The 19933-nt window shown below is 60.7% G+C and carries 19 protein-coding genes, 1 tRNA gene and 2 rRNA genes; 12 read left to right on the top strand and 10 right to left on the bottom strand.

All coding sequences use genetic code 11. From position 1 onward, the window contains the following. The 4 genes from V8P86_RS10870 to V8P86_RS10885 form a co-directional block, all read right to left on the bottom strand. Nucleotides 1-934: ribosomal RNA gene (locus V8P86_RS10870) — 23S ribosomal RNA — on the bottom strand; the annotation flags it as partial. 190 nt (nucleotides 935-1124) lie between these two features. Then, nucleotides 1125-1196 (bottom strand) — tRNA-Ala (locus tag V8P86_RS10875). 110 nt (nucleotides 1197-1306) lie between these two features. Next, nucleotides 1307-2778, bottom strand: a 16S ribosomal RNA gene (locus V8P86_RS10880). A gap of 986 nt (nucleotides 2779-3764) precedes the next feature. Then, nucleotides 3765-4076, bottom strand: coding sequence for a non-histone chromosomal MC1 family protein (locus V8P86_RS10885; protein ID WP_336327296.1), 312 nt, complete (start codon nucleotides 4074-4076; stop codon nucleotides 3765-3767). A gap of 249 nt (nucleotides 4077-4325) precedes the next feature. On the opposite strand from V8P86_RS10885, the gene V8P86_RS10890 reads away from it, so the two are divergent. Both V8P86_RS10890 and V8P86_RS10895 read left to right on the top strand, forming a co-directional pair. Then, nucleotides 4326-4523, top strand: a complete 198-nt coding sequence (locus tag V8P86_RS10890; RefSeq protein ID WP_049995293.1) for a hypothetical protein — start codon at nucleotides 4326-4328, stop codon at nucleotides 4521-4523. 4 nt (nucleotides 4524-4527) lie between these two features. Next, nucleotides 4528-5577, top strand: coding sequence for a quinone-dependent dihydroorotate dehydrogenase (locus V8P86_RS10895; protein WP_336327297.1), 1050 nt, complete (start codon nucleotides 4528-4530; stop codon nucleotides 5575-5577). On the opposite strand, the gene V8P86_RS10900 is transcribed toward V8P86_RS10895, so the two are convergent. After that, entirely contained in the window at nucleotides 5545-6885 is a 1341-nt protein-coding gene (locus V8P86_RS10900) for a sulfatase (RefSeq protein ID WP_336327298.1), read from the bottom strand. The two genes, V8P86_RS10895 and V8P86_RS10900, sit on opposite strands and share 33 nt — an antisense overlap. 71 nt (nucleotides 6886-6956) lie before the next feature. Beyond that, nucleotides 6957-7187, bottom strand: coding sequence for a hypothetical protein (locus V8P86_RS10905; protein ID WP_336327299.1), 231 nt, complete (start codon nucleotides 7185-7187; stop codon nucleotides 6957-6959). A 113-nt stretch (nucleotides 7188-7300) separates the two neighbouring features. Here V8P86_RS10905 and V8P86_RS10910 point away from each other — a divergent pair, with 113 nt between their 5' ends. Together V8P86_RS10910 and V8P86_RS10915 are read left to right on the top strand one after the other, a co-directional pair. Further along, entirely contained in the window at nucleotides 7301-8968 is a 1668-nt protein-coding gene (locus V8P86_RS10910; protein WP_336327300.1) for a tRNA uridine(34) 5-carboxymethylaminomethyl modification radical SAM/GNAT enzyme Elp3, read from the top strand. Between the two features lie 66 nt (nucleotides 8969-9034). Continuing rightward, nucleotides 9035-9484 carry a universal stress protein gene (locus tag V8P86_RS10915; RefSeq protein WP_336327301.1) on the top strand — a complete coding sequence of 150 codons (450 nt, stop codon included), beginning with the start codon at nucleotides 9035-9037 and terminating at the stop codon, nucleotides 9482-9484. Between the two features lie 6 nt (nucleotides 9485-9490). Here V8P86_RS10915 and V8P86_RS10920 read toward each other — a convergent pair whose 3' ends face one another. Continuing rightward, nucleotides 9491-10552: a glucose 1-dehydrogenase gene (locus V8P86_RS10920; RefSeq protein ID WP_336327302.1), complete on the bottom strand. Its 1062-nt coding sequence runs from the start codon at nucleotides 10550-10552 to the stop codon at nucleotides 9491-9493. Between the two features lie 112 nt (nucleotides 10553-10664). On the opposite strand from V8P86_RS10920, the gene V8P86_RS10925 reads away from it, so the two are divergent. Together V8P86_RS10925 and V8P86_RS10930 are read left to right on the top strand one after the other, a co-directional pair. Beyond that, nucleotides 10665-11579 carry a dihydrodipicolinate synthase family protein gene (locus tag V8P86_RS10925; protein WP_336327303.1) on the top strand — a complete coding sequence of 305 codons (915 nt, stop codon included), beginning with the start codon at nucleotides 10665-10667 and terminating at the stop codon, nucleotides 11577-11579. A 65-nt stretch (nucleotides 11580-11644) separates the two neighbouring features. After that, nucleotides 11645-12880 carry a mandelate racemase/muconate lactonizing enzyme family protein gene (locus V8P86_RS10930; RefSeq protein WP_336327304.1) on the top strand — a complete coding sequence of 412 codons (1236 nt, stop codon included), beginning with the start codon at nucleotides 11645-11647 and terminating at the stop codon, nucleotides 12878-12880. Between the two features lie 58 nt (nucleotides 12881-12938). On the opposite strand, the gene V8P86_RS10935 is transcribed toward V8P86_RS10930, so the two are convergent. Together V8P86_RS10935 and V8P86_RS10940 are read right to left on the bottom strand one after the other, a co-directional pair. Then, on the bottom strand, nucleotides 12939-13169 hold the full coding sequence (locus V8P86_RS10935; protein WP_336327305.1) for a DUF8527 family protein: 231 nt from the start codon (nucleotides 13167-13169) through the stop codon (nucleotides 12939-12941). Next, a complete protein-coding gene (locus V8P86_RS10940) occupies nucleotides 13169-13720 on the bottom strand; it encodes a hypothetical protein (protein ID WP_336327306.1) in 552 nt (183 codons plus the stop codon). Before V8P86_RS10940 ends, V8P86_RS10935 begins: the two co-directional genes overlap by 1 nt. An 81-nt stretch (nucleotides 13721-13801) precedes the next feature. Between V8P86_RS10940 and coaBC the strand changes: the two genes are divergently transcribed. The 5 genes from coaBC to pdxS all read left to right on the top strand — a co-directional run bounded on the left by coaBC (nucleotide 13802) and on the right by pdxS (nucleotide 17807). After that, nucleotides 13802-14959, top strand: coding sequence for a bifunctional phosphopantothenoylcysteine decarboxylase/phosphopantothenate--cysteine ligase CoaBC (gene coaBC / locus V8P86_RS10945; RefSeq protein WP_336327307.1), 1158 nt, complete (start codon nucleotides 13802-13804; stop codon nucleotides 14957-14959). A 121-nt stretch (nucleotides 14960-15080) separates the two neighbouring features. Next, nucleotides 15081-15515, top strand: coding sequence for a type IV pilin domain-containing protein (locus V8P86_RS10950; protein ID WP_336327308.1), 435 nt, complete (start codon nucleotides 15081-15083; stop codon nucleotides 15513-15515). 172 nt (nucleotides 15516-15687) lie between these two features. Further along, nucleotides 15688-16221, top strand: coding sequence for a hypothetical protein (locus V8P86_RS10955; protein ID WP_336327309.1), 534 nt, complete (start codon nucleotides 15688-15690; stop codon nucleotides 16219-16221). A gap of 47 nt (nucleotides 16222-16268) precedes the next feature. Then, nucleotides 16269-16838 carry a hypoxanthine/guanine phosphoribosyltransferase gene (gene hpt / locus V8P86_RS10960; protein ID WP_336327310.1) on the top strand — a complete coding sequence of 190 codons (570 nt, stop codon included), beginning with the start codon at nucleotides 16269-16271 and terminating at the stop codon, nucleotides 16836-16838. 60 nt (nucleotides 16839-16898) lie between these two features. After that, on the top strand, nucleotides 16899-17807 hold the full coding sequence (pdxS, locus tag V8P86_RS10965) for a pyridoxal 5'-phosphate synthase lyase subunit PdxS (protein ID WP_336327311.1): 909 nt from the start codon (nucleotides 16899-16901) through the stop codon (nucleotides 17805-17807). A gap of 17 nt (nucleotides 17808-17824) precedes the next feature. Here the strand turns inward: pdxS and V8P86_RS10970 are convergent, their stop codons facing one another. Beyond that, on the bottom strand, nucleotides 17825-18463 hold the full coding sequence (locus V8P86_RS10970; protein ID WP_336327312.1) for a halocyanin domain-containing protein: 639 nt from the start codon (nucleotides 18461-18463) through the stop codon (nucleotides 17825-17827). 128 nt (nucleotides 18464-18591) lie between these two features. Here V8P86_RS10970 and V8P86_RS10975 point away from each other — a divergent pair, with 128 nt between their 5' ends. Beyond that, nucleotides 18592-19806: a mechanosensitive ion channel family protein gene (locus V8P86_RS10975; RefSeq protein ID WP_336327313.1), complete on the top strand. Its 1215-nt coding sequence runs from the start codon at nucleotides 18592-18594 to the stop codon at nucleotides 19804-19806. Nucleotides 19807-19933: the final 127 nt, after the last annotated feature.

Here is a 19933-nt window from a genome sequence, read left to right on the forward strand (position 1 = left end):
GGTCATGCTTCGACATGTTTCGGTCGGAACCAGCTGTTGCCGGACTCGATGGGCCTTTCACCCCTATACGTAGATTATGGGAGGGTATTGTAGGACACCAACCCTTCGGGCCTCCACATGACTTTCGCCATGCTTCACCCTATCCACGCATAGATCGTCCGGATTCGGGTCGTGCCCGTTTGACTCCCCGCGCTTGAACACGGTGGCCCTGGGGCAAAGCCCTGCGGCCATATTGGTTTCCCTGTGCCTCCCCCGATAATCGGGTTAGGCTCGCCAAACAAGCACACTCCCTGGTCCGTTTTTCAAAACGTACGACAGAACATCGGCTTCCTGTGATTCCTACTGCAGCCTCGCGGCTGTGTCGTTTTTCACAGGACCTTGTATGCCCTGTCGCTCGATCGCCACCTGATTTCAGGCCCTATTTCACCTCCCGTTGGAGGGTACTTTGCAGCGTTCGCTCGCGCTACTTGTTCACTATCGGTCTCGGAGAGTGTTTAGCTTTAGCAGTCGATGCCTGCCATATTCACATGGGATTTCCAACCCATGCTACTCCGGAACTAACTCACACTGTACTTACCCTCAGTACGGGGCTTTCACCCTGTTTCGCGCCCCGTTCCAGGGGACTTCGTGACGGTGTTCGAGTGATGATCGTCAGCCCATACACCACATTGGTCGTGAAACCTTCAGTTTGAGCTGTATCGCGTTCACCCGCAGTTACTAACGACATTACATTGCGTTTTCTCTTCCTGCCGGTACTGAGATGTTTCAGTTCCCGGCGTTCCCCATTGCGCGAAGCAATTGCGGTGGGGATTCCCATTCGGAAATCCTGAGTTCTTAGCCTCCGTGCGGCTCCCTCAGGCTTTTCGCAGCTTGGCACGTCCTTCGTCGGCTTCCGAGCCGAGCCATTCACCAGGCGGCATAGCAGCCACTGTAGTGACTCGATGAACGAGTCCAGTGGACGCCTGGATCGCACGTACACACGGTGTCATATACATGCCCCTGTGCGGGGGGCGTGCATCGACCCTTCCCATCCGCGGTTGCCCGGGATGGTGCATCGGTTTTCCGTACCCGGATTGACTGCCTTGCCCCACTTAAGGGACACGACTTCAGTCGGGTACGGGACATGGACCCACTGGGATTTGAACCCAGGGCCTCCGCCTTGCAAAGGCGGCGCTCTGCCGCTGAGCTATGGGCCCGTCCGCATTCGTTAGCCCTGGTAGTTCTTCGGTGCCCGATCGATCGGGTGAGTGTGCCAACTGCCTCCAAAACGCAAGTGGGCTGGGCGCGACGGCCCAGTCCCGGTCTGTGGAGGTGATCCAGCCGCAGATTCCCCTACGGCTACCTTGTTACGACTTAAGCCCCCTTGCGAAGCCCAGATTCGACCATCGCATGATGGCCTCATCCGGACCTCACTCGGGTGCTTTGACGGGCGGTGTGTGCAAGGAGCAGGGACGTATTCACCGCGCGCTAGTGACACGCGATTACTACCGAATCCAGCTTCATGAGGACGAGTTTCAGTCCTCAATCCGAACTACGACCGCGTTTAGGGGATTAGCGTTTCCTCTCGGAATAGCTTCCCATTGTCACGGCCATTGTAGCCCGCGTGTTGCCCGGCACATTCGGGGCATACTGACCTACCGTTGCCCGTTCCTTCCTCCGCTTTGGCAGCGGCAGTCCTTCTAGTGTACCCAACCACCAATGGTGTTGCTGGCAACTAGAAGTGCGGGTCTCGCTCGTTGCCTGACTTAACAGGACGCCTCACGGTACGAGCTGACGGCGGCCATGCACCTCCTCTCAATGGCTCCAGTAAGCTCATCAAACTGACCTTCACTGCACATTGTCGGTGCCGGTGAGATGTCCGGCGTTGAGTCCAATTAAACCGCAGGCTCCTCCGGTTGTAGTGCTCCCCCGCCAATTCCTTTAAGTTTCATCCTTGCAGACGTACTTCCCAGGCGGTTCGCTTCACGGCTTCCCTACGGCACAGCGCAGGCTCGTAGCCTGCGCCACACCTAGCGAACATCGTTTACGGCCAGGACTACCCGGGTATCTAATCCGGTTCGAGACCCTGGCTTTCGTCCCTCACCGTCGGGTCCGTCCTCTCAAGGTGCTTTCGCCATCGGTGGTCCGTCCAGGATTACGGGATTTCACTCCTACCCCGGACGTACCCCTTGAGTCTTCCGGCCCCAAGCCAGACAGTATTCGCTGGACGCCCACGCGTTGAGCGCGTGGATTTCCCAACGAACTTGTCCGGCCGGCTACGAACGCTTTAGGCCCAATAATATCGGCCATCACTTGTGCTGCCGGTATTACCGCGGCGGCTGGCACCGGTCTTGCCCAGCACTTGTTCCTGTACCACCTTACGGTACAGAAAAGCGAGGACTATATGCCCTCGCACTCGGAGTCCCCCTATCGCACTGTCGTGCAGTGTAAAGGTTTCGCGCCTGCTGCGCCCCGTAGGGCCCGGTATCTTGTCTCAGATACCGTCTCCGGGCTCTGACTCTCATCACCCGTACCGATTACTGGCACGGTGGGCCGTTACCCCACCGTCTACCTAATCGGCCGCAGCCACATCCTATGGCGCCGGAGCGTTTCCAGCTTCCTGCAATTCCAACGTGGAAGCTGTATCAGAGATTAGCCTCAGTTTCCCGAGAGTATCTCTGTCCATAGGGTAGTTTGGCCACGTGTTACTGAGCTATATGCCACGAGTATGAACTCGTGCGACTAGCATGGCTAAGTCGGACTCCGATAGCAATGGCCTCCGGCAGGATCAACCGGAATGTGCCTCCCAAAGGGAGGCGGGAAGGCGGGAAACACACAATGAAGTGTGTTGCTATCGAATAAAGCTCGGCACACCCATATCCTATCGATCGGGTGTCACCGAACTACCAGGGCTAACATCAGATCCCATCTTCACGGCGGACCGCAGGGGTGGAATCCTCATTTCCTTCGGACCAGAACGTAGACCATACAGGGTCATAAACCCTTCGAGTTGGCCTCGATTTCCGGTCCGGTGCGGTCGGGAACTCGACCCCCGACCGAACCGCGCTTGCATACCATCCGAGCGCCCGTTTGTACTTAAGGGCATCGGATCGAATCGTCGTCGATTCGATCGATTTCGGGTGGATTTGCAACCCACATTTCGATGGAGTACATCGAAATGTGTCCGCGGTTCGACGGGAGCGATCCCGCACCGCGTGTGTATTCCAACCGAGTGCCCGTTTCCACTTAAGGGCATCGGATCGAACCTACGTTGGTTCGGTCCACGTCGGGTGGTTTTGCGTTTGCATTCCATCCGAGTGCCCATATATACTTAAGGGCATCGAACCGGCGTGATACAGCCGGACTCAGAGTGGTATTTGCTCGCGACACACAGGTGGAGTACACCGAGTGCCGTCGCGGTTCGGCGGGCGTCGTCCCGCGCCGCGAGTGCATTCAATTCGATGGGTAGGGATAACTTAAGGGCGTCGAACAAACCGCTCATCGGCAGGCGATCTCACGGGAACTGCTCACGCCCGAGTGGCGGTCACAAACCTCGACCCGAAACAGAGGTTGTGGCGCGGCTATGAGTCGGAACAGCGCGGAAAACTGTCGCGCGGCAGGAGACCAGCCCGTCATCCTGCGCACATGCGCTCAGTCGAGGTGGATGAGAGCCGCGCATCTCTCTGCTTGGGACCGAGCTATTTGTGTCCGACGTTTGCGCGCGTTGCCCCGCGCTCGCGCGTGTCCGTCGGTGCGAAGAGGGCCGCAAGAAGGATGACGTCCGATCAGATCTCGTCGAGATGCTCGACGCCCTGCTTCTCGACGTTACCTTTCGTGATTTCGCCGGGCATCCAATCCGGCTTGTCGTCCGGAGCTTCTTCTTCCCACGCCCATCCTTCGTAGATGTGTACCTTGTGGGTGCCTTTCTCTCGGAGCCGAAGCTCTTCCGTGTCGGCATCACTTTCGGATGAAGCCGGGTCCAGCCGCCGGGCAGCTTTCAGGGCTGCCTGTCTCGGTGTCCCCCCCGAAAAGACGCTACTTTCGTCACCATTCGCCTCTCTGAGCGCGAAGTTGCGCTTGTCATTGTCGCGTGCCATGGTTTACACCGCTCCGTGTGAAGCCAGCACACGATCAATAATAAATATACCCCCTAATCAACCGCCATCGACGGATTCGTTTATAAGTGACCGTCCCGATCAGCGTGAATGAGTCGCTGTTCGGGGGTGAAAACCGACGACTTCGGGCGGAAATTCGCTCGCGCGCGGCGGATCTGTCGGGGAATCCGGCGCAGGCGCGCGCGGTAAGCTTAAGTAGATGCTCCAGTGAACACGGAATAGAAAGCCGCGATGGTTCGAAAGAAGAAGCTCAGCCCAAGTGGCGCGAAAGACGAGGACGGTGAGTATCACAACGTACACATCAATCTCCACGAGGACGAACTTGCCGTGGCCGGGATGGAGATCGGGGACGAAGTGTTCGTCAGGGTGCGTGACAACAAGATTATCATCCAGAAGGCAGACCCCGAAGACGTCGAACACGAGTTTTGACTCGATGATCTACGACATCGCTAAACCGCTCTTTTTTCGGCTCCCACCGGAAACCGCCCATCGACTCGTTCATCGAGCACTCAGGATGTACCAGCGAACCCCGTTACGGTCGCTGGGGACCAGACAGTACACCGTGAGTGATCCCCGACTAAAGACAGAAGCCTTCGGCCAGCAGTTTCCCAACCCGGTCGGTGTCGCGGCCGGATTCGACAAAAACGCCGAGATCACACCAGCGCTCGGCTCGCTGGGCTTTGGCTTCGTCGAAGTTGGCGGCGTCACTGCCGATCCACAGGGCGGCAATCCCCGGCCACGGATGTTCCGACTGCCCGAAGACGGTGGCCTGATCAATCGGATGGGCCTGAACAACGACGGCGCAGCGGTGATCGGTAACCGACTCGACCGGACGAACGTCGAGTTTCCGGTCGGTGTCAACATCGCCAAGACGGAAGATGTCCCTCCGGAAGACGCCCCTGCCGATTACCGCGAGAGCTACGAGCAGGTCGCCTCTGGTGGTGACTTCTTCGTCGTCAACATCTCCTGTCCGAACTCACAGGGCTTCGCGGAACTCCAGAACCGCGATTCGATGGCCGCGATCATCGGCGAACTGCAGGACGCAGGCGCGGGCCCGCTGCTGGTGAAACTCTCGCCGGATCTGCCGGATCCGGCCGTCGACGACGCTCTTTCTATCGTCGAAGAGTTTGGTCTCGACGGCGTCGTGGCGACGAATACGACGACGGATCGACCAGCCTCGCTTCGCTCACCCAACCGCGTCGAGGGTGGTGGCCTCTCTGGGAAGCCGATCGAGGCACGGGCGACCGAGATGGTCCGGTACGTCGCCGAGCGCGTCGACGTGCCAGTCGTCGGTGTCGGTGGCGTCTCCTCGGCAGAAGACGCGTATCGGAAAATCCGGGCCGGCGCGAGTGTCGTCCAACTGTACACCGGATTCGTCTACGAGGGGCCATCGGTTGCTAGCGAGATCAACCGCGGGCTGTTGGACTTGCTCGACCGCGACGGCTTCGAGTCAGTCGACGAGGCTGTCGGGGCAGACCTCTGAACTGCCGGCAGCGTCGGTAATCGGGAGCTGTTCAGACAGTTCCGGGACCGGTGCGTCGGTGATCGGCGGCTGACCGTGTTCGGGCGTCTCGAACAGCCACTCCGTGCCATCGAACGAGATAACCTTCGTCTCACCAGTTCGGACGAAGGAGAGTCGTTCGCCGAGCAAGTCGCGGTCGTACCGGACCGTTCCCGTCCGCAGCAACGCTTCGATATCGAGCATCGGCGAGTAGTACGCTCCCCGGGCGAACCGGTCACCGCGGCCGGAGGCGAGTGATTTCTCGGGGTGGCATGTGGTGTCAGTTTCGTCGAGGATCGTATGGAAGATCCGTCGGATCTCGACCTGTTCGTCGACGCGGTCGGGCCCGCCTTCGGGGAAGTTGATCGCGAGCGGGACCGATACCGCACCGTCGAAGACACTGAACTGGTGGCCGACCAGTCCGTACTCGCCGAGTTGTTCGCCGTGGTCGGAGACGGCAATCACGAGAGAGTCCTCGAAGACACCCGATTCACGGAGGATATCGATCAGACGGCCGAACTGTTCGTCGGTCGTCCGAACGTCGGCATCGTACAGTTGCCGAAACCGCCTGAGTGCGCGGTCGTCCATCGTGTGCGAGCCGAGCGTGTGAGTCCGCTCGTGTTCGACGATCGGTTCGTCGGTTAGGTCGGCATCGACGAACTGCTCGGCGTACTCGGGGTCAGGTGAGCGCGGGAGATGTGCGTCGAAGAGATTGACGAACAGAAAGAAGGGATCGGTGGCCGTTTCGACCCGATTTGCAGCAACGTCGAGAAGACCGCGGTCTGCGGGTGGCGGTGGATCGGTAGTTACGGTCGCCGTATCCTGAATCCGGTTAAACACGCTCTCGATGGGTCGACGTGCCCAAGCGGCATCGAGAAACCAGTTGACCGGGCGGGCGAGCAGATCGGCGGTGACAGCCGGTTCGGAGACAGAGCCCATCTCGTAGCTGTCGAATCCGCGAGCGAATCCGGTCGCAGGTCGAACGTAGTCGTTCGGCGAGACTGCGTACGTCTCGTAGCCATCTGCGGAGAGCAGTTCCGCAAGCGTCTGCTCGCCGGTGAGAATAGGGCTTGTAATCGTCGCCCCGTGCTCTTCGGGGTACAGGCCAGTGAACAGCGAGGCGTGAGAGGGGACCGACCAGGGGGCCTGGGCGACTGCATCGGTAAACAGCGTCGTCTCCTCGGCGAAGCGATCGAAATTGGGTGTCGTCTCACGATCGTATCCGAGCGACGAAACCCGATCAGCACGAACGGTATCGAGAAGAACAAAAATGACGTTCGGACGACTCATCAGTGGCTACTGCACGGACGAGAGATAAAAACCCACTGGCTGGGTCCGAAGAAGACGGGGCTGTCCGGTGGTTACTGTCCTTCGGTGAGCGTGAGTCCGGAGCCACCGGCCGCGATCGCTGCGCCGGCGATGATTGCCGCTCCGAGGACGACGAAGCCGTCGTCCGGACTCAAGCCAGCGATGTTCGCGGCCGCATCGACGATAAACACCGTGACGAACAGGCTCAGGATGGCGAAGACGAGGAAGATGATTGCCGCGATGATGCTTGCTGCGAGTGCGCCGACTGAGTCGACTAGTCCCATGCCAGCAGTATTACAGAAGCCTGTTTATAAAGTGTACTGGTCAGGTCATAAGTCGACGCCGAGGGGTACGCCAAGCGATACGCTTATTCGCGCGTATCGGCCATTATTATCCGATGAGTACGGACACCGCCGAGGACGCCGACGCGTTCGAGCAGGTCTGCGCGGAGCTGGTCGACCGGATCCTCGCGGGTGAACTCCAGCGAGACGACCTCGAATCAGCTAAGAAGGAGGTCTGTGGCAAGTATTCGTCGCCGAAGGTGCCGCGCCACTCCGATCTCCTCGATTTCGCGCCCGAAGAGAAACGCGACGAACTCGAAGCCGTTCTCCAGCGCAAACCCGTGCGGACGGCCTCGGGCGTCTCGCCGGTCGCGATCATGACCTCGCCCGAGCGGTGTCCACACGGGAAGTGTCTCTACTGTCCGGGCGGGCCGGATTCGGAGTTTTCCAGCGCCCAGAGTTACACGGGTCACGAACCCGCGGCCGCGCGCGGGGAACAAAACGACTACGACCCTTACGGACAGGTTCGCCTGCGCCTCAACCAACTCCGCGAGATCGGTCACCCAATCGACAAAGTCGAACTGATCCTGATGGGAGGGACGATGACCGCTCGGAGTCACGACTACCAGGAGTGGTTCGTCAAACGCGCCCTGGAGGCGATGAACGACTTCGATCCCAACCAGGAGCCGAACCCGTCGCAGACGGAGAGTTTCGCGCAGGATCCCGACGAGTACGAATTCGAGTATCTGGAGGACGTAATCGCCGAAAACGAGACCGGCGAGATCCGCAACATCGCGACAACCTTCGAGACAAAGCCGGACTGGTGCGATCCCGAGCAGATCGACCGGATGCTCGACCTCGGCGGGACGAAAGTCGAGGTGGGCGTCCAGACGACCTACGAGCGGATCAACCGAGAGATGCACCGCGGTCACGGCATGCAGGACTCCATCGACGCGAACCGTCGGCTGCGAGATTCCGGCTTCAAGGTCGGCTTCCACATGATGCCCGGCCAGCCCGGCATGTCCAAAGAGATGTGTCTGGAGGACTTCCGCCGTATCTTCGAGCGCCCGGAGTACAAGCCGGATTTCCTGAAGATCTATCCGACGCTGGTCGTCGAAGGCACCGCCGTCTACGACTGGTGGCACAACGACGACTTCGAGCCACTCTCGAACGACGAAGCCGCCGAACTCGTCGCGGAGGTCATGGACAATATCCCGCGCTACACGCGACTGCAGCGCGTCCAGCGTGATATTCCGGCCGACTTCATCGAGGGTGGCGTCTGGAAGTCCAATCTCCGCCAGTTGGCTTGGGAGCGTATGGAGGAACACGGCTGGGAGTGCGAGTGCATCCGCTGTCGCGAGGTCGGTCACAACGACGAACAGCCGGAGAACATCGAACTCGACGTGATGGAGTACGAGTCCAGCGGCGGGACGGAGTATTTCATCAGCTTCGAGGATTTCGAGAAGGACCTGCTCGTGGGCTTCTGTCGACTCCGGTTCCCGAACGATCCGGTCCGGAAGGAGCTCGAAGACGCCGCAGTCGTTCGGGAACTGCACGTCTACGGCAGTCAGGTCGGCGTCGGCGAGATCGCTGGCGACGATGGGCTGGTCGAGGAACACCAGCATCAAGGCTACGGCAAGCGCTTGCTCCAGAAGGCCGAGGATCTCGCCGTCGACGGCGGCTACGACAAACTCGCGGTACTCAGCGGGATCGGTGTCCGAGAGTACTACCGCGAGAAACTCGACTACAAGCAGGACGGTCCCTACGTCAGCAAACGGCTGTGAGCAGAACCGGGATGCTGCGTATTGAGTGACAAAACTTTTAGTGAAACTGGTGTGCAACCGGGAGGTATGAGTGTACAGACAGTCCTCGTGGCTGTCGACGACGACGATACCGACCGACTCGATTCACTGGCTGAGGCGGCCATCGATCTGAGCAAGCCAGCGGGAGCGACCGTCGAACTGGCGCACGCCTTCTCCGATGTGGAATACGACGAGGCGAAGGCAAGGCTGGACTCTGCGGATAAGACTGTCACACCGACAACGGTCGCCCGGCAGGATGGCCTCTTGGGAGATCTCGGAGATCAACTAGAAGCGGCCGGACTCTCGTACAACACCCACGGCTGTCTGAGCGAGGGTAACGGCGGGGGAGTGGCCGAGTTGGCCGACGAACTGGACGCAGATTTCGTCGTCGTGGGCGGCAGCAAGCGAGCACCGTCGGGAAAAGTCGTCTTCGGGTCGACTGCACAGTCGGTGATCGTCGACGTGCCGTGTCCGGTCACACTCGTCAAGGGAGAGTGAATCGACTCAGCGACTGTGGAACTGGACGGCCGTTTTTATCGTCTCCGTGTCCGCCTCGAACGCCGTCTCGAACTCTTCGACAGCCGCGACTGTCGTAATCAGGTCGTCGAGAAACTCCGCATCGAGGGAGTCGAGCGTCTCCACCGCCGCCCGGAAGTGTCGCGGCCCGGAGTTGACGCTGCCGACGACGGCTTTGTTGTGCATGACCAGATCCTTGTGATAGGTGCCGAGATCGACGGACTGTTCGGTCGGGCCGGGAATCCCGAGCAGCGCCGCGACGCCGTTGGGTGCGAGCGCCTGCACCCCAGTCAGGGCGTGTTCGGCGTAGCCGGTCGCCTCGTAGACGAGATCAGGTGCCTCGTAGGCATCGGGAATCTCCGGAACTGGCGTCTCCCGGGAATCGATATAGGTCGCGCCGAGTGAGTCGAGGATATCGATCGTCGGATCGGGTCGACTCCGCCGGCCCAGACAGTACATCTCCATCTCCTCGGTGAGCATCGCGACGGTGAGCAGGCCGAGCGATCCGTTGCCGAGAACGAGCCCCGCCTGTGGCTCCCAGGAAAACGATTGCCGGGAGTCCCGGGCGAGTTCGAGCGCTTTCTCGGAGATGCTGATCGGCTCGACCAGAAAGCCGTACTCGGCGAGTCGATCCGGCACCTCGATCAGATACTCCGCGGGACTGGTGAAGTACTCGCACAAAAAGCCGTGCGCGCCGTCGATCCCGCGTTCGAGCGTCGCCTCGGGCGGGGCCATGTCCGCCTCCCCGCGCTCGAAGTACTCGTTGTCGACACCACCGGGCGGCCGCCTGACCGTCGGAACGACCACGTCGCCCGCGTCGAAGGCCGTTCCGTTCGGCTCTTCGACCACGCCGACCGCCTCGTGTCCGAGGACGAGATACTCCTCGTCTTCGGGAAAGCCCCCGTGCCCGCCGGCGATCACCTCGTGATCAGTTCCGTCCACTCCAACCCGAAGCGTCCTGACAAGCGCCTCGCCCGCCGACGGTTCCGGCCGCGAGATATCGAGCAACTTCGCCCCCTCTTCCCCCTTCCTGACACCGATTGCTTTCATGTCCAAACGTACAGACGGCTCTGTCAAAAATTCGCGGACTAGCGAGGTGAGACGGTTACGCAGACCTGACACAAGCGATACCATTTTCCACGTCGGCGGCGAACGGGGAGGTATGACAGACCATGCACCGGCGCCCGGCAAGCGGGACCCGCTGGATGTCGCCGGCGTCGTTCCGCCGACTGTGACGGCCTTCGACGAGTCGGGCGCAGTCGATCCGGAGGCGACGGTCGCACACGCACGGTTCGTCGCAGACGGAGGAGCGAGGGCGGTCTTCCCGCTCGGAACGAACGGCGAGTTCGCGCTGTTGAGCGGCGAGGAGCGCAGACGGGTCGTCGAGGCCGTCGCCGACGGTGTCGACGTGCCAGTCATCGCTGGCGTCGGCACGCCCTCGACCCGGGATACGGTCGCACACGCGGAACACGCCGAGGCCGTCGGCGCCGATGGTGTCGTCGCAGTCACGCCGTATTACTACCCGCTGGACGAACAGGGTGCAGTCGAACACTACCGAACAATAGCCGAGGCAGTCGATATCCCGGTCTATGTCTATCACATTCCGAGCAAGACGGGCAACGAACTCTCGTTATCAGCACTGGGTCGGATCGCTGCCATCGACGGCATCGCCGGGCTGAAAGACTCCTCGAAAGACGTACCGTGGCTCGCCCAGGCCATCGACCGCAATCCTGGACTGACCTTCATGGCTGGCTCGGACTCGCTTTTGCACGCCGGACTGGACCTCGGCTGTGCCGGACTCGTGAGTGCAGTCGCGAACGTCTTTCCCGAACTCGTCGTCGATCTGTACGATGCATACGACGCGGGCGAGACCGACCGTGCCCGCGAATTGCAGTCGACCGTCTTCGAGGTTCGGGACGCGATGAAGCGCGGCCCGTACATGGCCGGGGTCAAAACCGCGCTGCAGGTACGGGATCTGAGCTTCGACGTGGGTGGGCTCCGCGCACCGCTTCGAACGATGGACGACGACGACCGCGAGCGACTCGAGGCCGACCTCGCCGCGCTCGATCTGGTGTGACCGCATTCTTACTCGGGACCGAGTAATCCAGTAAAGCTATTTTCGTCGGGGCGCGAGAGGAGAGTATGCCAGAGGAGTACGCGGACCTCCACGATCCGAACGCGAACTATACGATGCGGGACCTCTCCGGCGAGACGATGGGTGTGACGGGGGATCGCGGGGTCCGTAGCGTCGAGATTACCGACGTGCAGACGACGATGGTCGACGGGAATTTCCCGTGGACGCTGGTTCGGGTCTACACCGACGCGGGCGTCGTCGGAACGGGTGAGGCCTACTGGGGCGCGGGGGTACCGGAGTTGATCGACCGGATGAAACCCTTCGTCGTCGGGGAAAACCCGCTGGATATCGACCGGCTCTACGAGCATCTGATCCAGAAGATGTCCGGCGAGGGGTCGATCGAGGGAGCGACCGTGACGGCGATTTCAGGGATCGACGTGGCGCTGCACGACCTCGCGGGTAAGCTACTCGATATCCCAGCCTACCAGCTACTGGGCGGGAAGTACCGCGACGAGGTACGGGTCTACTGCGACTGTCACACCGAGGAAGAGGCCGATCCCGTGGCTTGCGCCGACGAGGCCGAACGCGTCGTCGAAGAGTTGGGTTACGACGCCCTGAAATTCGACCTCGACGTGCCCTCGGGACTGGAGAAAGACCGCGCGAACCGCCACCTCCGTCCGGGTGAGATCCGCCACAAGATCGACATCGTCGAGGAGGTCACCGAGCGTGTCAAAGACCGCGCGGACGTGGCCTTCGACTGCCACTGGTCGTTTTCGGCGAACTCGGCGGAACGGCTCGCGGCCGAACTGGAGGAGTACGACGTGTGGTGGCTCGAAGATCCCGTCCCGCCCGAAAATCTGAGCGTCCAGGAGACGGTGACGCGGTCGACGACCACACCGATCACGGCCGGTGAGAACCGGTATCGGCTGAGCGAGCACCGGCGACTCATCGAGTCAGAGGCCGTCGATATCATCGCGCCGGACATGCCGAAAGTCGGCGGGATGCGTGAGACGCGCAAGATCGCCGATCTGGCGAACCAGTACTACATTCCGGTGGCGATGCACAACGTCTCCTCACCGATCGGAACGGTAGCGAGCGCCCACGTCGGCTCGGCAATTCCCAACATGCTGGCCGTCGAGTACCACAGCTACGAACTCGGCTGGTGGGGAGATCTGGTCGAAGAATCTATTATCGAGGACGGATCGATCACGATTCCAGAAAAGTCGGGCCTCGGCGTTACGCTCGATCTCGATGTCGTCGCCGAACACATGGTCGACGGCGAGACACTGTTCGATCCGGCGTGAGCCGATCGAGCAAGAAAATCTCTGATTTTCCGTGTTCGATCCGGCGTGAGTTACTGCCCTACCGGCGAGGAGAGCGCTCGGACGCCTCCGCACTCGGCGAGGGAAAGGCGAGCCAGACCAGCAAGACACCGACGACAGCCCCGCCGCCGACGGCACTCGCCGCTTCGAGGAGCGATCCGTCGGCGTAACTGGCGATTAGTCCGGCAGAGACCGCGACGAGGGCGACAAAGCCGATCCTGAGTCGTGAGAGCAGTTGCCGGTCTCGGGCGGCCGGATCAGGTCGCTCCATCAGTAGAAGCCACGCTCGACATCTTCTTCGATGATCTCATCGAACTCCGTGTCGAGCAGTTCTTCGGCCTCCTCGAAGGTGTCGGTGAGGTCGTCCATCCGCTCGGGCCGGTCGGTCCCGTCGAACTCCATCGGGCCGTAGGCAGGGCTGTCGAGTGCGCCCATGATGTCCTCGAACAGCGCCTGCGGTGAGGTCGGTGCGTCGGCGTGCGTCTCGACGACCGTTTCGAGTTCCTTGACGCGCTCTTCGGCAGTCTCCTCGTCCTCGATGGACTGCTGGACGCCGAAGAGGCCGCTGCCATCGTCGTTGTCGGGAAAGAGTGGGTCTAGTTCGTCGTCGATCGACCGGGCCACCTGTGCGCCGACTCCCTGAACCTCGAAGGGATTTTTCGCGTAAGTCTTGAGCTGGTATGCGCCGACGGCAGGGTGGGCGATGTACAGATCCTCGCCGATGCCGTTGCGACGGTCACCGCCGACAGCGCGCCAGCCGCTCGGCTCTGCGTCACTCTCGACAACATCGCTCAAAATATCCTCCCAGTCACGCACCTTCATACTCCTCCGTTAGGCGTCGAGGGGATTATAGCCTCCGGAAAATCGCGGAGACTTATATGCGAGCGCTTCCCGAGTGTGCGTATGCTCTCCGGTGTCCGGGTGGCCCTCGGCGTCTCTGGATCGATCGCAGCCGTCAAGACCGTCGAGTTAGCCCACGAACTCCGCCGACAGGGCGCAGAGGTCCGCGCGGTGATGACCCCCGCCGCCGAAGGAATCATCCACCCGTGGTCGCTCGAATACGCGACGGAGAATTCGGTCGTCACCGAGATCACGGGCGCCGTCGAACACGTCGAGTTGTGCGGCAACGACGGCTGGGCAGATACCCTGCTGATCGCTCCCGCCACGGCCAACACCGTCGGGAAGATGGCCCACGCCGTCGACGATACGCCGGTGACGACCTGCGCAACGACTGCCTTCGGATCGGACGTACCCATCGTCGTCGTCCCAGCGATGCACGAACCCATGTACGACCATCCGGGCGTGCTCGAAGCCCTCGACAAATTGGAGTCGTGGGGCGTCGACTTCGTCGACCCGCGGATCGAAGAAGGGAAGGCCAAGATCGCGACCGAGTCAGCAATCGTTACCGAAACCGCCCGCGTGACGACCAAACAATCTCTCGCGGACCAGACGGTAATCATCACCAGCGGCGCGACGACAGAATCGGTTGATCCGATTCGGACGCTCTCCAACCGCGCGTCCGGGAAGACCGGGCGTGCGATCGCCCGCGCGTGTTACGCCCGCGGGGCCGATGTTGTCCTCGTCCACGACGGCGAGGAGTTGCCGTGGGCGACCGTCGAACAGGTCGAAAGCGCCGCGGAGATGCTCGATGCGGTTCTCGATCACGCACCCGACGCCGACGCGTTGATCTCGGCGGCAGCCATCTCCGATTACACCGTCGATGCCGCCGCGGAGAAGATTAGATCTGGTCAGGAGAATCTGACACTCGATCTCCGACCCACACCGAAGCTGATCGACAGCGTCCGCGAGGCCGAACCCGAGTTGCCGATCGTCGGGTTCAAAGCCGAAAGCAACGGTGAGGAAGCGAATATCGTCGAACAGGCCCGCCGGATCCGTGATCGGGCCGGACTGGCTTTCGTCGTCGGAAACGCCGCCGAGGTGATGGGCGAGACCGAGACGCGAGCGGCGCTGGTCGATGACGATGTGGAGTGGATCGAAGGCTCGAAGATCGACCTCGCCAGTGCAGTCGCCGAGAGACTCGCCGCCACGCTTGTGACGTGAGCACTCAGAGAGCGCCTAGAAATAATCTGATTCTCAATAAGAAGAATACGACCACATCACTTTTACGCACCTCCTCCGGATAATGTATAAACGCAGAGTATACACTGCGTACCTGTCAACCATGAGAATTAAAGAACTACTTACCGACGACGACGCGGTCAGCCCAGTCATCGGGGTCATCCTGATGGTCGCAATTACGGTCATTCTCGCGGCCGTCATCGCGACCTTCGTGCTCGGCCTCGGCGAACAGGTCAGCGACACGGCACCGAACGCGAACTTCCAGTGGGAATACAACAGCGGCAACGACGACGTGTTAGCTACCCATACCTCCGGTCCGGCGATTGAAGCTGATAGTCTGAAATTCGGAGGGCCCGGTTACGCTGGAGGTGATGGCAGTTTCACCAACTACGGTTTCAGTTCAGGTGACGAAGTAAGTGCTGGGGATACCGCGGAAATCACAACTACTAGTGATTTCAATAACGGTGAACGAATCAGCATAATTTGGACCTCAGAGGGCGACTCCGCAACGCTGTCGAACTACGAAATCCCGAGCTAATCCCTTGACGCTCCGGCACTGCCGGATAGTGTGAGCACTTTTTCCTCACACGTCTCACTGCCAACCAGACCGATCTGTGTCGGCAGACGTTCGTGACAGAAGATCAGTAGTTTTTTGATTGAGCGATCTGGACAACTGACAAACAGGTCGAAATGGCCGGCCCCTGAGTCCGATGCACCTCCGTCAGTTTCTCACCGACGACGACGCGGCGAGCCCGGCAGTCGGATTGGCCCTGTTTGCCGTCTTCATCGTGATCATCGGATTGACCGTCGGGCTTGTCGTCTTTTCGGCAAGTGACTCGATGGGTGATTCAACACCCACGGGAGCCTTCACCTTCGCGTTCGACAGCGAGGCCGCCAACGAGGTCGATGATTTGGGAGTTCTGTACAGTTCGGACGGCACTGGGACGATCAACGGGAGTTACGAACGCGTAATCGAGGACGTTCCCGCAGAAGAGATCGGACTGGTTAGAATCACCTACACGGACGGTCCGCCGCTGGAGGCTGGCAATCTACGGATCGGCGGGAACCGACTGATCGAATCGGAGAGGTGGGCGACGGAGTACAGCAAGTACAACGACAGTGAGGCCGTCGCGAACGGCGAGGGCTTCGAGATGTGGATGCACGTCGAAGACGAACTCCAGATCAGGTGGGATGGCGAAGGCGAGTCGGCCGTCCTCCAGCGGTACGAGCGGCCCGGTCGGTGACGACTGAAAGTCAGCAACGTTTTCCCACCGCTGTGAGTAGAGAGCATATGGACAAGCTCAGAGAGTCGCTCAAGACGGCTCCAATCGTCGAGAAAGAGGGCTATCACTACTTCGTCCATCCCGTCAGCGATGGCGTGCCGATGCTCCGGCCGGAGCTGTTGCGGGAAATCGTGATTGGAATCGTTCGGAAGGCTAACCTTGAACGGGTCGACAAGATCGTCGCCCCCGAAGCGATGGGCATCCACATCTCGACTGCCGTCTCGCTGATGACCGACATCCCGCTGGTCGTCGTCCGTAAACGATCCTACGGCCTCGACAGTGAGATTTCGATCGCACAGGAGACCGGCTACTCTGAAAACGAGATGTACATCAACGACGTGCAAGAAGGCGACCGGGTACTCGTCCTCGACGACGTGCTCTCGACCGGCGGAACGCTCCGGGCGCTTCTGACCGCCCTCGACAATATGGGCGCCGAAATCGTCGATACCGTCGCAGTCATCAAGAAAGCCGGCGGCGAGAACAAGGTCGACGAACTCGATTTCGAGGTGAAGACGCTGATCAACGTCGATGTGCAGGATGGTGCAGTCGTGATCATCGACGAGACCGGGGACGGCTAATCCGGACGACTCCGGCGGGCTGATAGCACCCGTTAAGTGACTGGAAACCTACTGTGAAACATGAGCGACGCGACCGATCTCGAAGAGTTAGAACGCGGGACCGAACTGGTCAAACGTGGCTTCGCGAAGATGCAAAAAGGCGGCGTTATCATGGACGTTGTCAACAAAGAGCAGGCCCGAATCGCCGAGGATGTCGGGGCTGTCGCGGTCATGGCGCTGGAGGCAGTGCCCGCAGATATTCGCAAACGCGGTGGCGTGGCCCGGATGCCCGATCCGGCCGACGTCGAGGAGATCATCGAGGAAGTCTCGATTCCCGTCATGGGCAAATCCCGAATCGGCCACACCGCCGAAGCACAGATTCTCGAAGCGCTGGGCGTCGACATGATCGACGAGTCCGAGGTACTCACCCCGGCCGACGACCGGTATCACATCGACAAGCGAGATTTCACCTCGCCCTTTGTCTGCGGGGCGCGCAACCTCGGCGAGGCCCTGCGGCGGATCGACGAGGGCGCGGCCATGGTCCGTACAAAAGGCGAAGCCGGAACTGGCGACGTGAACCAGGCCGTCCACCACCAGCGTAACATCAAGAGTGCGATCCGCAAACTCGAAGGTATGACCCACGAGGAACGAGAGCGGTGGGCCCGCGAGAACGAAGCGCCCGCCGAACTCGTCCACGACGCCGCCGAGCGCGGTCGACTGCCGGTCGTCAACTTCGCAGCCGGTGGTATCGCGACCCCGGCGGACGCCTCGCTGATGATGCAACACGGCTGTGACGGTATCTTCGTCGGTTCGGGCATTTTCGGTGCCGAGAATCCCCGCGAGATGGGGACTGCAATCGTCGAGGCAGTCAACAACTGGGACGACCCACAGCGACTGGCCGAGATTTCCTCGAACATCGGCAAGGGAATGAAAGGCGACGCGAATGCTGACCTGCCCGAAGAAGAGAAGCTTCAGGACCGCGGCGTCTGAGCGGCGGGATATTCCAGTTAGTGGTCGTCTTCGCTGAACATTTCGCGGTAGGCCGAGAGACCGAGCAGCGCGGTCGTGCCGAAGACGGCCGCGCCGCCGAAGATGGCGACCGAATTGAGCGACTCTTCTTCTGCGCCGAACGGAACAGTATCGCCCTGAACGTTGTCCGAACCGACGACGACGACACCGCGCATGCCGAGTGCTCGGTGGGGGCTACACGCGTACGGGTGGGTGCCAGTGTCACTGCTCTCGAAGGTGAACTCGTACTGGACGCCGGTCGCGTCGACAGGTTCTCCGCTTTCGAAGAGGCGCTCGTTGACGCTCGAAAGGGCGTCGTCGTTGTAGACGTTGTGTGCGCCCCCGTTGCCGGTCCACTCCCACTCGACAGTCGTGCCCGGTTCGATAACGACTGCAGCGGGATCGTAGAGCAGCCCCTGATTGCCCGCACCGACCGAGATGGTAACTGTGTCCATCCCCGTCGCATCGGCCGTCGCGCCGTCGAAGTTGCCGGTGTCTGAGAGATAGCCGCCGTACAGATCGCTCTGTGCGCTGGCTGTGCTCGTTGCCGCGGCCCCGACAGCACCGGCCGTCGCAGCGCCGCCAGCCCGCTTCAGCAATGATCGTCGCGTCATCGGTCCCGTGGTATCCTGGTCCATTATACTGCTTACTCACAGTTTGAGCAGTATAAATCCGACTGTTTCTGCGGACGGTCGCGTACCCAACCACCGCGAGTCCGTCGGTACGTGTAACAACGGTCAAGTTCGTCCACGACGATTACGCGGGTATGATCGCGCGTTCGGAGTTCGTCGGACAGCAACGTCTCGACGAGTTCCGGTTGTTCGTCGAGGAACTGACCACGACGGAGGGTCGACTGGCTGTCAGTGCGGGGGTCTTCCTGCTGGCGTTGACCGTGGTGCTCATCGCACCACGGCTCGCTCGCTGGACGGGCACGCGTGTTCGCCAGCGATTCCCGGACGGTCGGACGGCAAACGCAGTCGATCTCGTCGGAGAGTATATCCCGAGGACGGTCAGTGGGTTCTTTTTGCGACTGCTTCAGATCACCGTCTTCGGCGGAGCGATCATCACCTTGCTGATCATCTGGGGACAGGTCGAACTCGCGGTCAGCGCGGTCGGATTCGTCTTCGTCTCGTTGCCCCTCTTCGGTCAGTTACTGGTCACCGGGGTGATCTTCCTGCTCGCGTACATCGCCTCCGATCTGTTCGAGCAGGCAATTCGGGACCTCAGCGAGGAGGCAAACCAGATCACCGACCACCAGCAAGAAATCGTCACGCGAGTCGCTAATCTGGCAGTACTGGTGTTCGCTATCGCGGCAGTACTCACGCTGTGGGGACTCGATCTGTCCGGGCTGCTCGTCGGGGCAGGATTTCTCGGAATCGTCGTCGGGATGGCCGCCAGGCAGACACTGGGATCGATGGTCGCTGGGTTCGTCCTGATGTTCTCGCGACCATTCACCATCGGCGATTGGGTCGAAGTCGGAGACGAAGAGGGAATTGTCACCGAGATCACGATCATGAACACCCGGATGCGCAACTTCGACGGCGAATCGATCGTCATCCCCAACGATATCGTCAGCAACCACGCCGTCATCAACCGAAGCGATCAGGGGCATCTCCGGCTTCGAATCGAGGTCGGGATCGATTACGAATCCGATCCGGCTCACGCCGAAGAGATCGCAATCGAGGCGATCGAGTCTGTCGAATCTGTCGCCGACTCGCCGCCGCCGGCTGTTATTCCGACACGCTTTGGCGATTCCGCTGTCATTCTGGAGATGCGTTTCTGGATCGACAGGCCGACGCCGCCACGGAAGTGGCGTGCGACGCAGGAAGTTATCCACTGCGTCAAACAACGGTTCGACGAGGAGGGAATCAAGATCCCATTCCCGCAGCGGGAACTGTCCGACAGGGTTGGGCAGACCCGGATGGCAGAGACGGATCCCGCGGATCCACCGGCGGAAGTGAGTACACAGACCGAGGACTGACTCGATCAGCGGCGCCGGCATGACAACCGGAAAACAAAATAGTTACCAACGGGTTAGGAGAGAAGAATACGTAGTGAACGGACATGAAAGGGATGAGTAACTGGCCCGTTCGAGTGAGAGGTGAACA

The sequence above is a fragment of the Halovenus anhuiensis genome (genome assembly GCF_037080055.1).
Taxonomy (GTDB): domain Archaea; phylum Halobacteriota; class Halobacteria; order Halobacteriales; family Haloarculaceae; genus Halovenus.

Bases quoted from the DNA above. Each gene is read 5' to 3' on its own strand.
- V8P86_RS10885 (WP_336327296.1), bottom strand. From the start codon at position 4,076: ATGGCACGCGACAATGACAAGCGCAACTTCGCGCTCAGAGAGGCGAAT.
- V8P86_RS10890 (WP_049995293.1), top strand. From the start codon at position 4,326: ATGGTTCGAAAGAAGAAGCTCAGCCCAAGTGGCGCGAAAGACGAGGAC.
- V8P86_RS10895 (WP_336327297.1), top strand. From the start codon at position 4,528: ATGATCTACGACATCGCTAAACCGCTCTTTTTTCGGCTCCCACCGGAA.
- V8P86_RS10900 (WP_336327298.1), bottom strand. From the start codon at position 6,885: ATGAGTCGTCCGAACGTCATTTTTGTTCTTCTCGATACCGTTCGTGCT.
- V8P86_RS10905 (WP_336327299.1), bottom strand. From the start codon at position 7,187: ATGGGACTAGTCGACTCAGTCGGCGCACTCGCAGCAAGCATCATCGCG.
- V8P86_RS10910 (WP_336327300.1), top strand. From the start codon at position 7,301: ATGAGTACGGACACCGCCGAGGACGCCGACGCGTTCGAGCAGGTCTGC.
- V8P86_RS10915 (WP_336327301.1), top strand. From the start codon at position 9,035: ATGAGTGTACAGACAGTCCTCGTGGCTGTCGACGACGACGATACCGAC.
- V8P86_RS10920 (WP_336327302.1), bottom strand. From the start codon at position 10,552: ATGAAAGCAATCGGTGTCAGGAAGGGGGAAGAGGGGGCGAAGTTGCTC.
- V8P86_RS10925 (WP_336327303.1), top strand. From the start codon at position 10,665: ATGACAGACCATGCACCGGCGCCCGGCAAGCGGGACCCGCTGGATGTC.
- V8P86_RS10930 (WP_336327304.1), top strand. From the start codon at position 11,645: ATGCCAGAGGAGTACGCGGACCTCCACGATCCGAACGCGAACTATACG.
- V8P86_RS10935 (WP_336327305.1), bottom strand. From the start codon at position 13,169: ATGGAGCGACCTGATCCGGCCGCCCGAGACCGGCAACTGCTCTCACGA.
- V8P86_RS10940 (WP_336327306.1), bottom strand. From the start codon at position 13,720: ATGAAGGTGCGTGACTGGGAGGATATTTTGAGCGATGTTGTCGAGAGT.
- coaBC (WP_336327307.1), top strand. From the start codon at position 13,802: ATGCTCTCCGGTGTCCGGGTGGCCCTCGGCGTCTCTGGATCGATCGCA.
- V8P86_RS10950 (WP_336327308.1), top strand. From the start codon at position 15,081: ATGAGAATTAAAGAACTACTTACCGACGACGACGCGGTCAGCCCAGTC.
- V8P86_RS10955 (WP_336327309.1), top strand. From the start codon at position 15,688: ATGCACCTCCGTCAGTTTCTCACCGACGACGACGCGGCGAGCCCGGCA.
- hpt (WP_336327310.1), top strand. From the start codon at position 16,269: ATGGACAAGCTCAGAGAGTCGCTCAAGACGGCTCCAATCGTCGAGAAA.
- pdxS (WP_336327311.1), top strand. From the start codon at position 16,899: ATGAGCGACGCGACCGATCTCGAAGAGTTAGAACGCGGGACCGAACTG.
- V8P86_RS10970 (WP_336327312.1), bottom strand. From the start codon at position 18,463: ATGGACCAGGATACCACGGGACCGATGACGCGACGATCATTGCTGAAG.
- V8P86_RS10975 (WP_336327313.1), top strand. From the start codon at position 18,592: ATGATCGCGCGTTCGGAGTTCGTCGGACAGCAACGTCTCGACGAGTTC.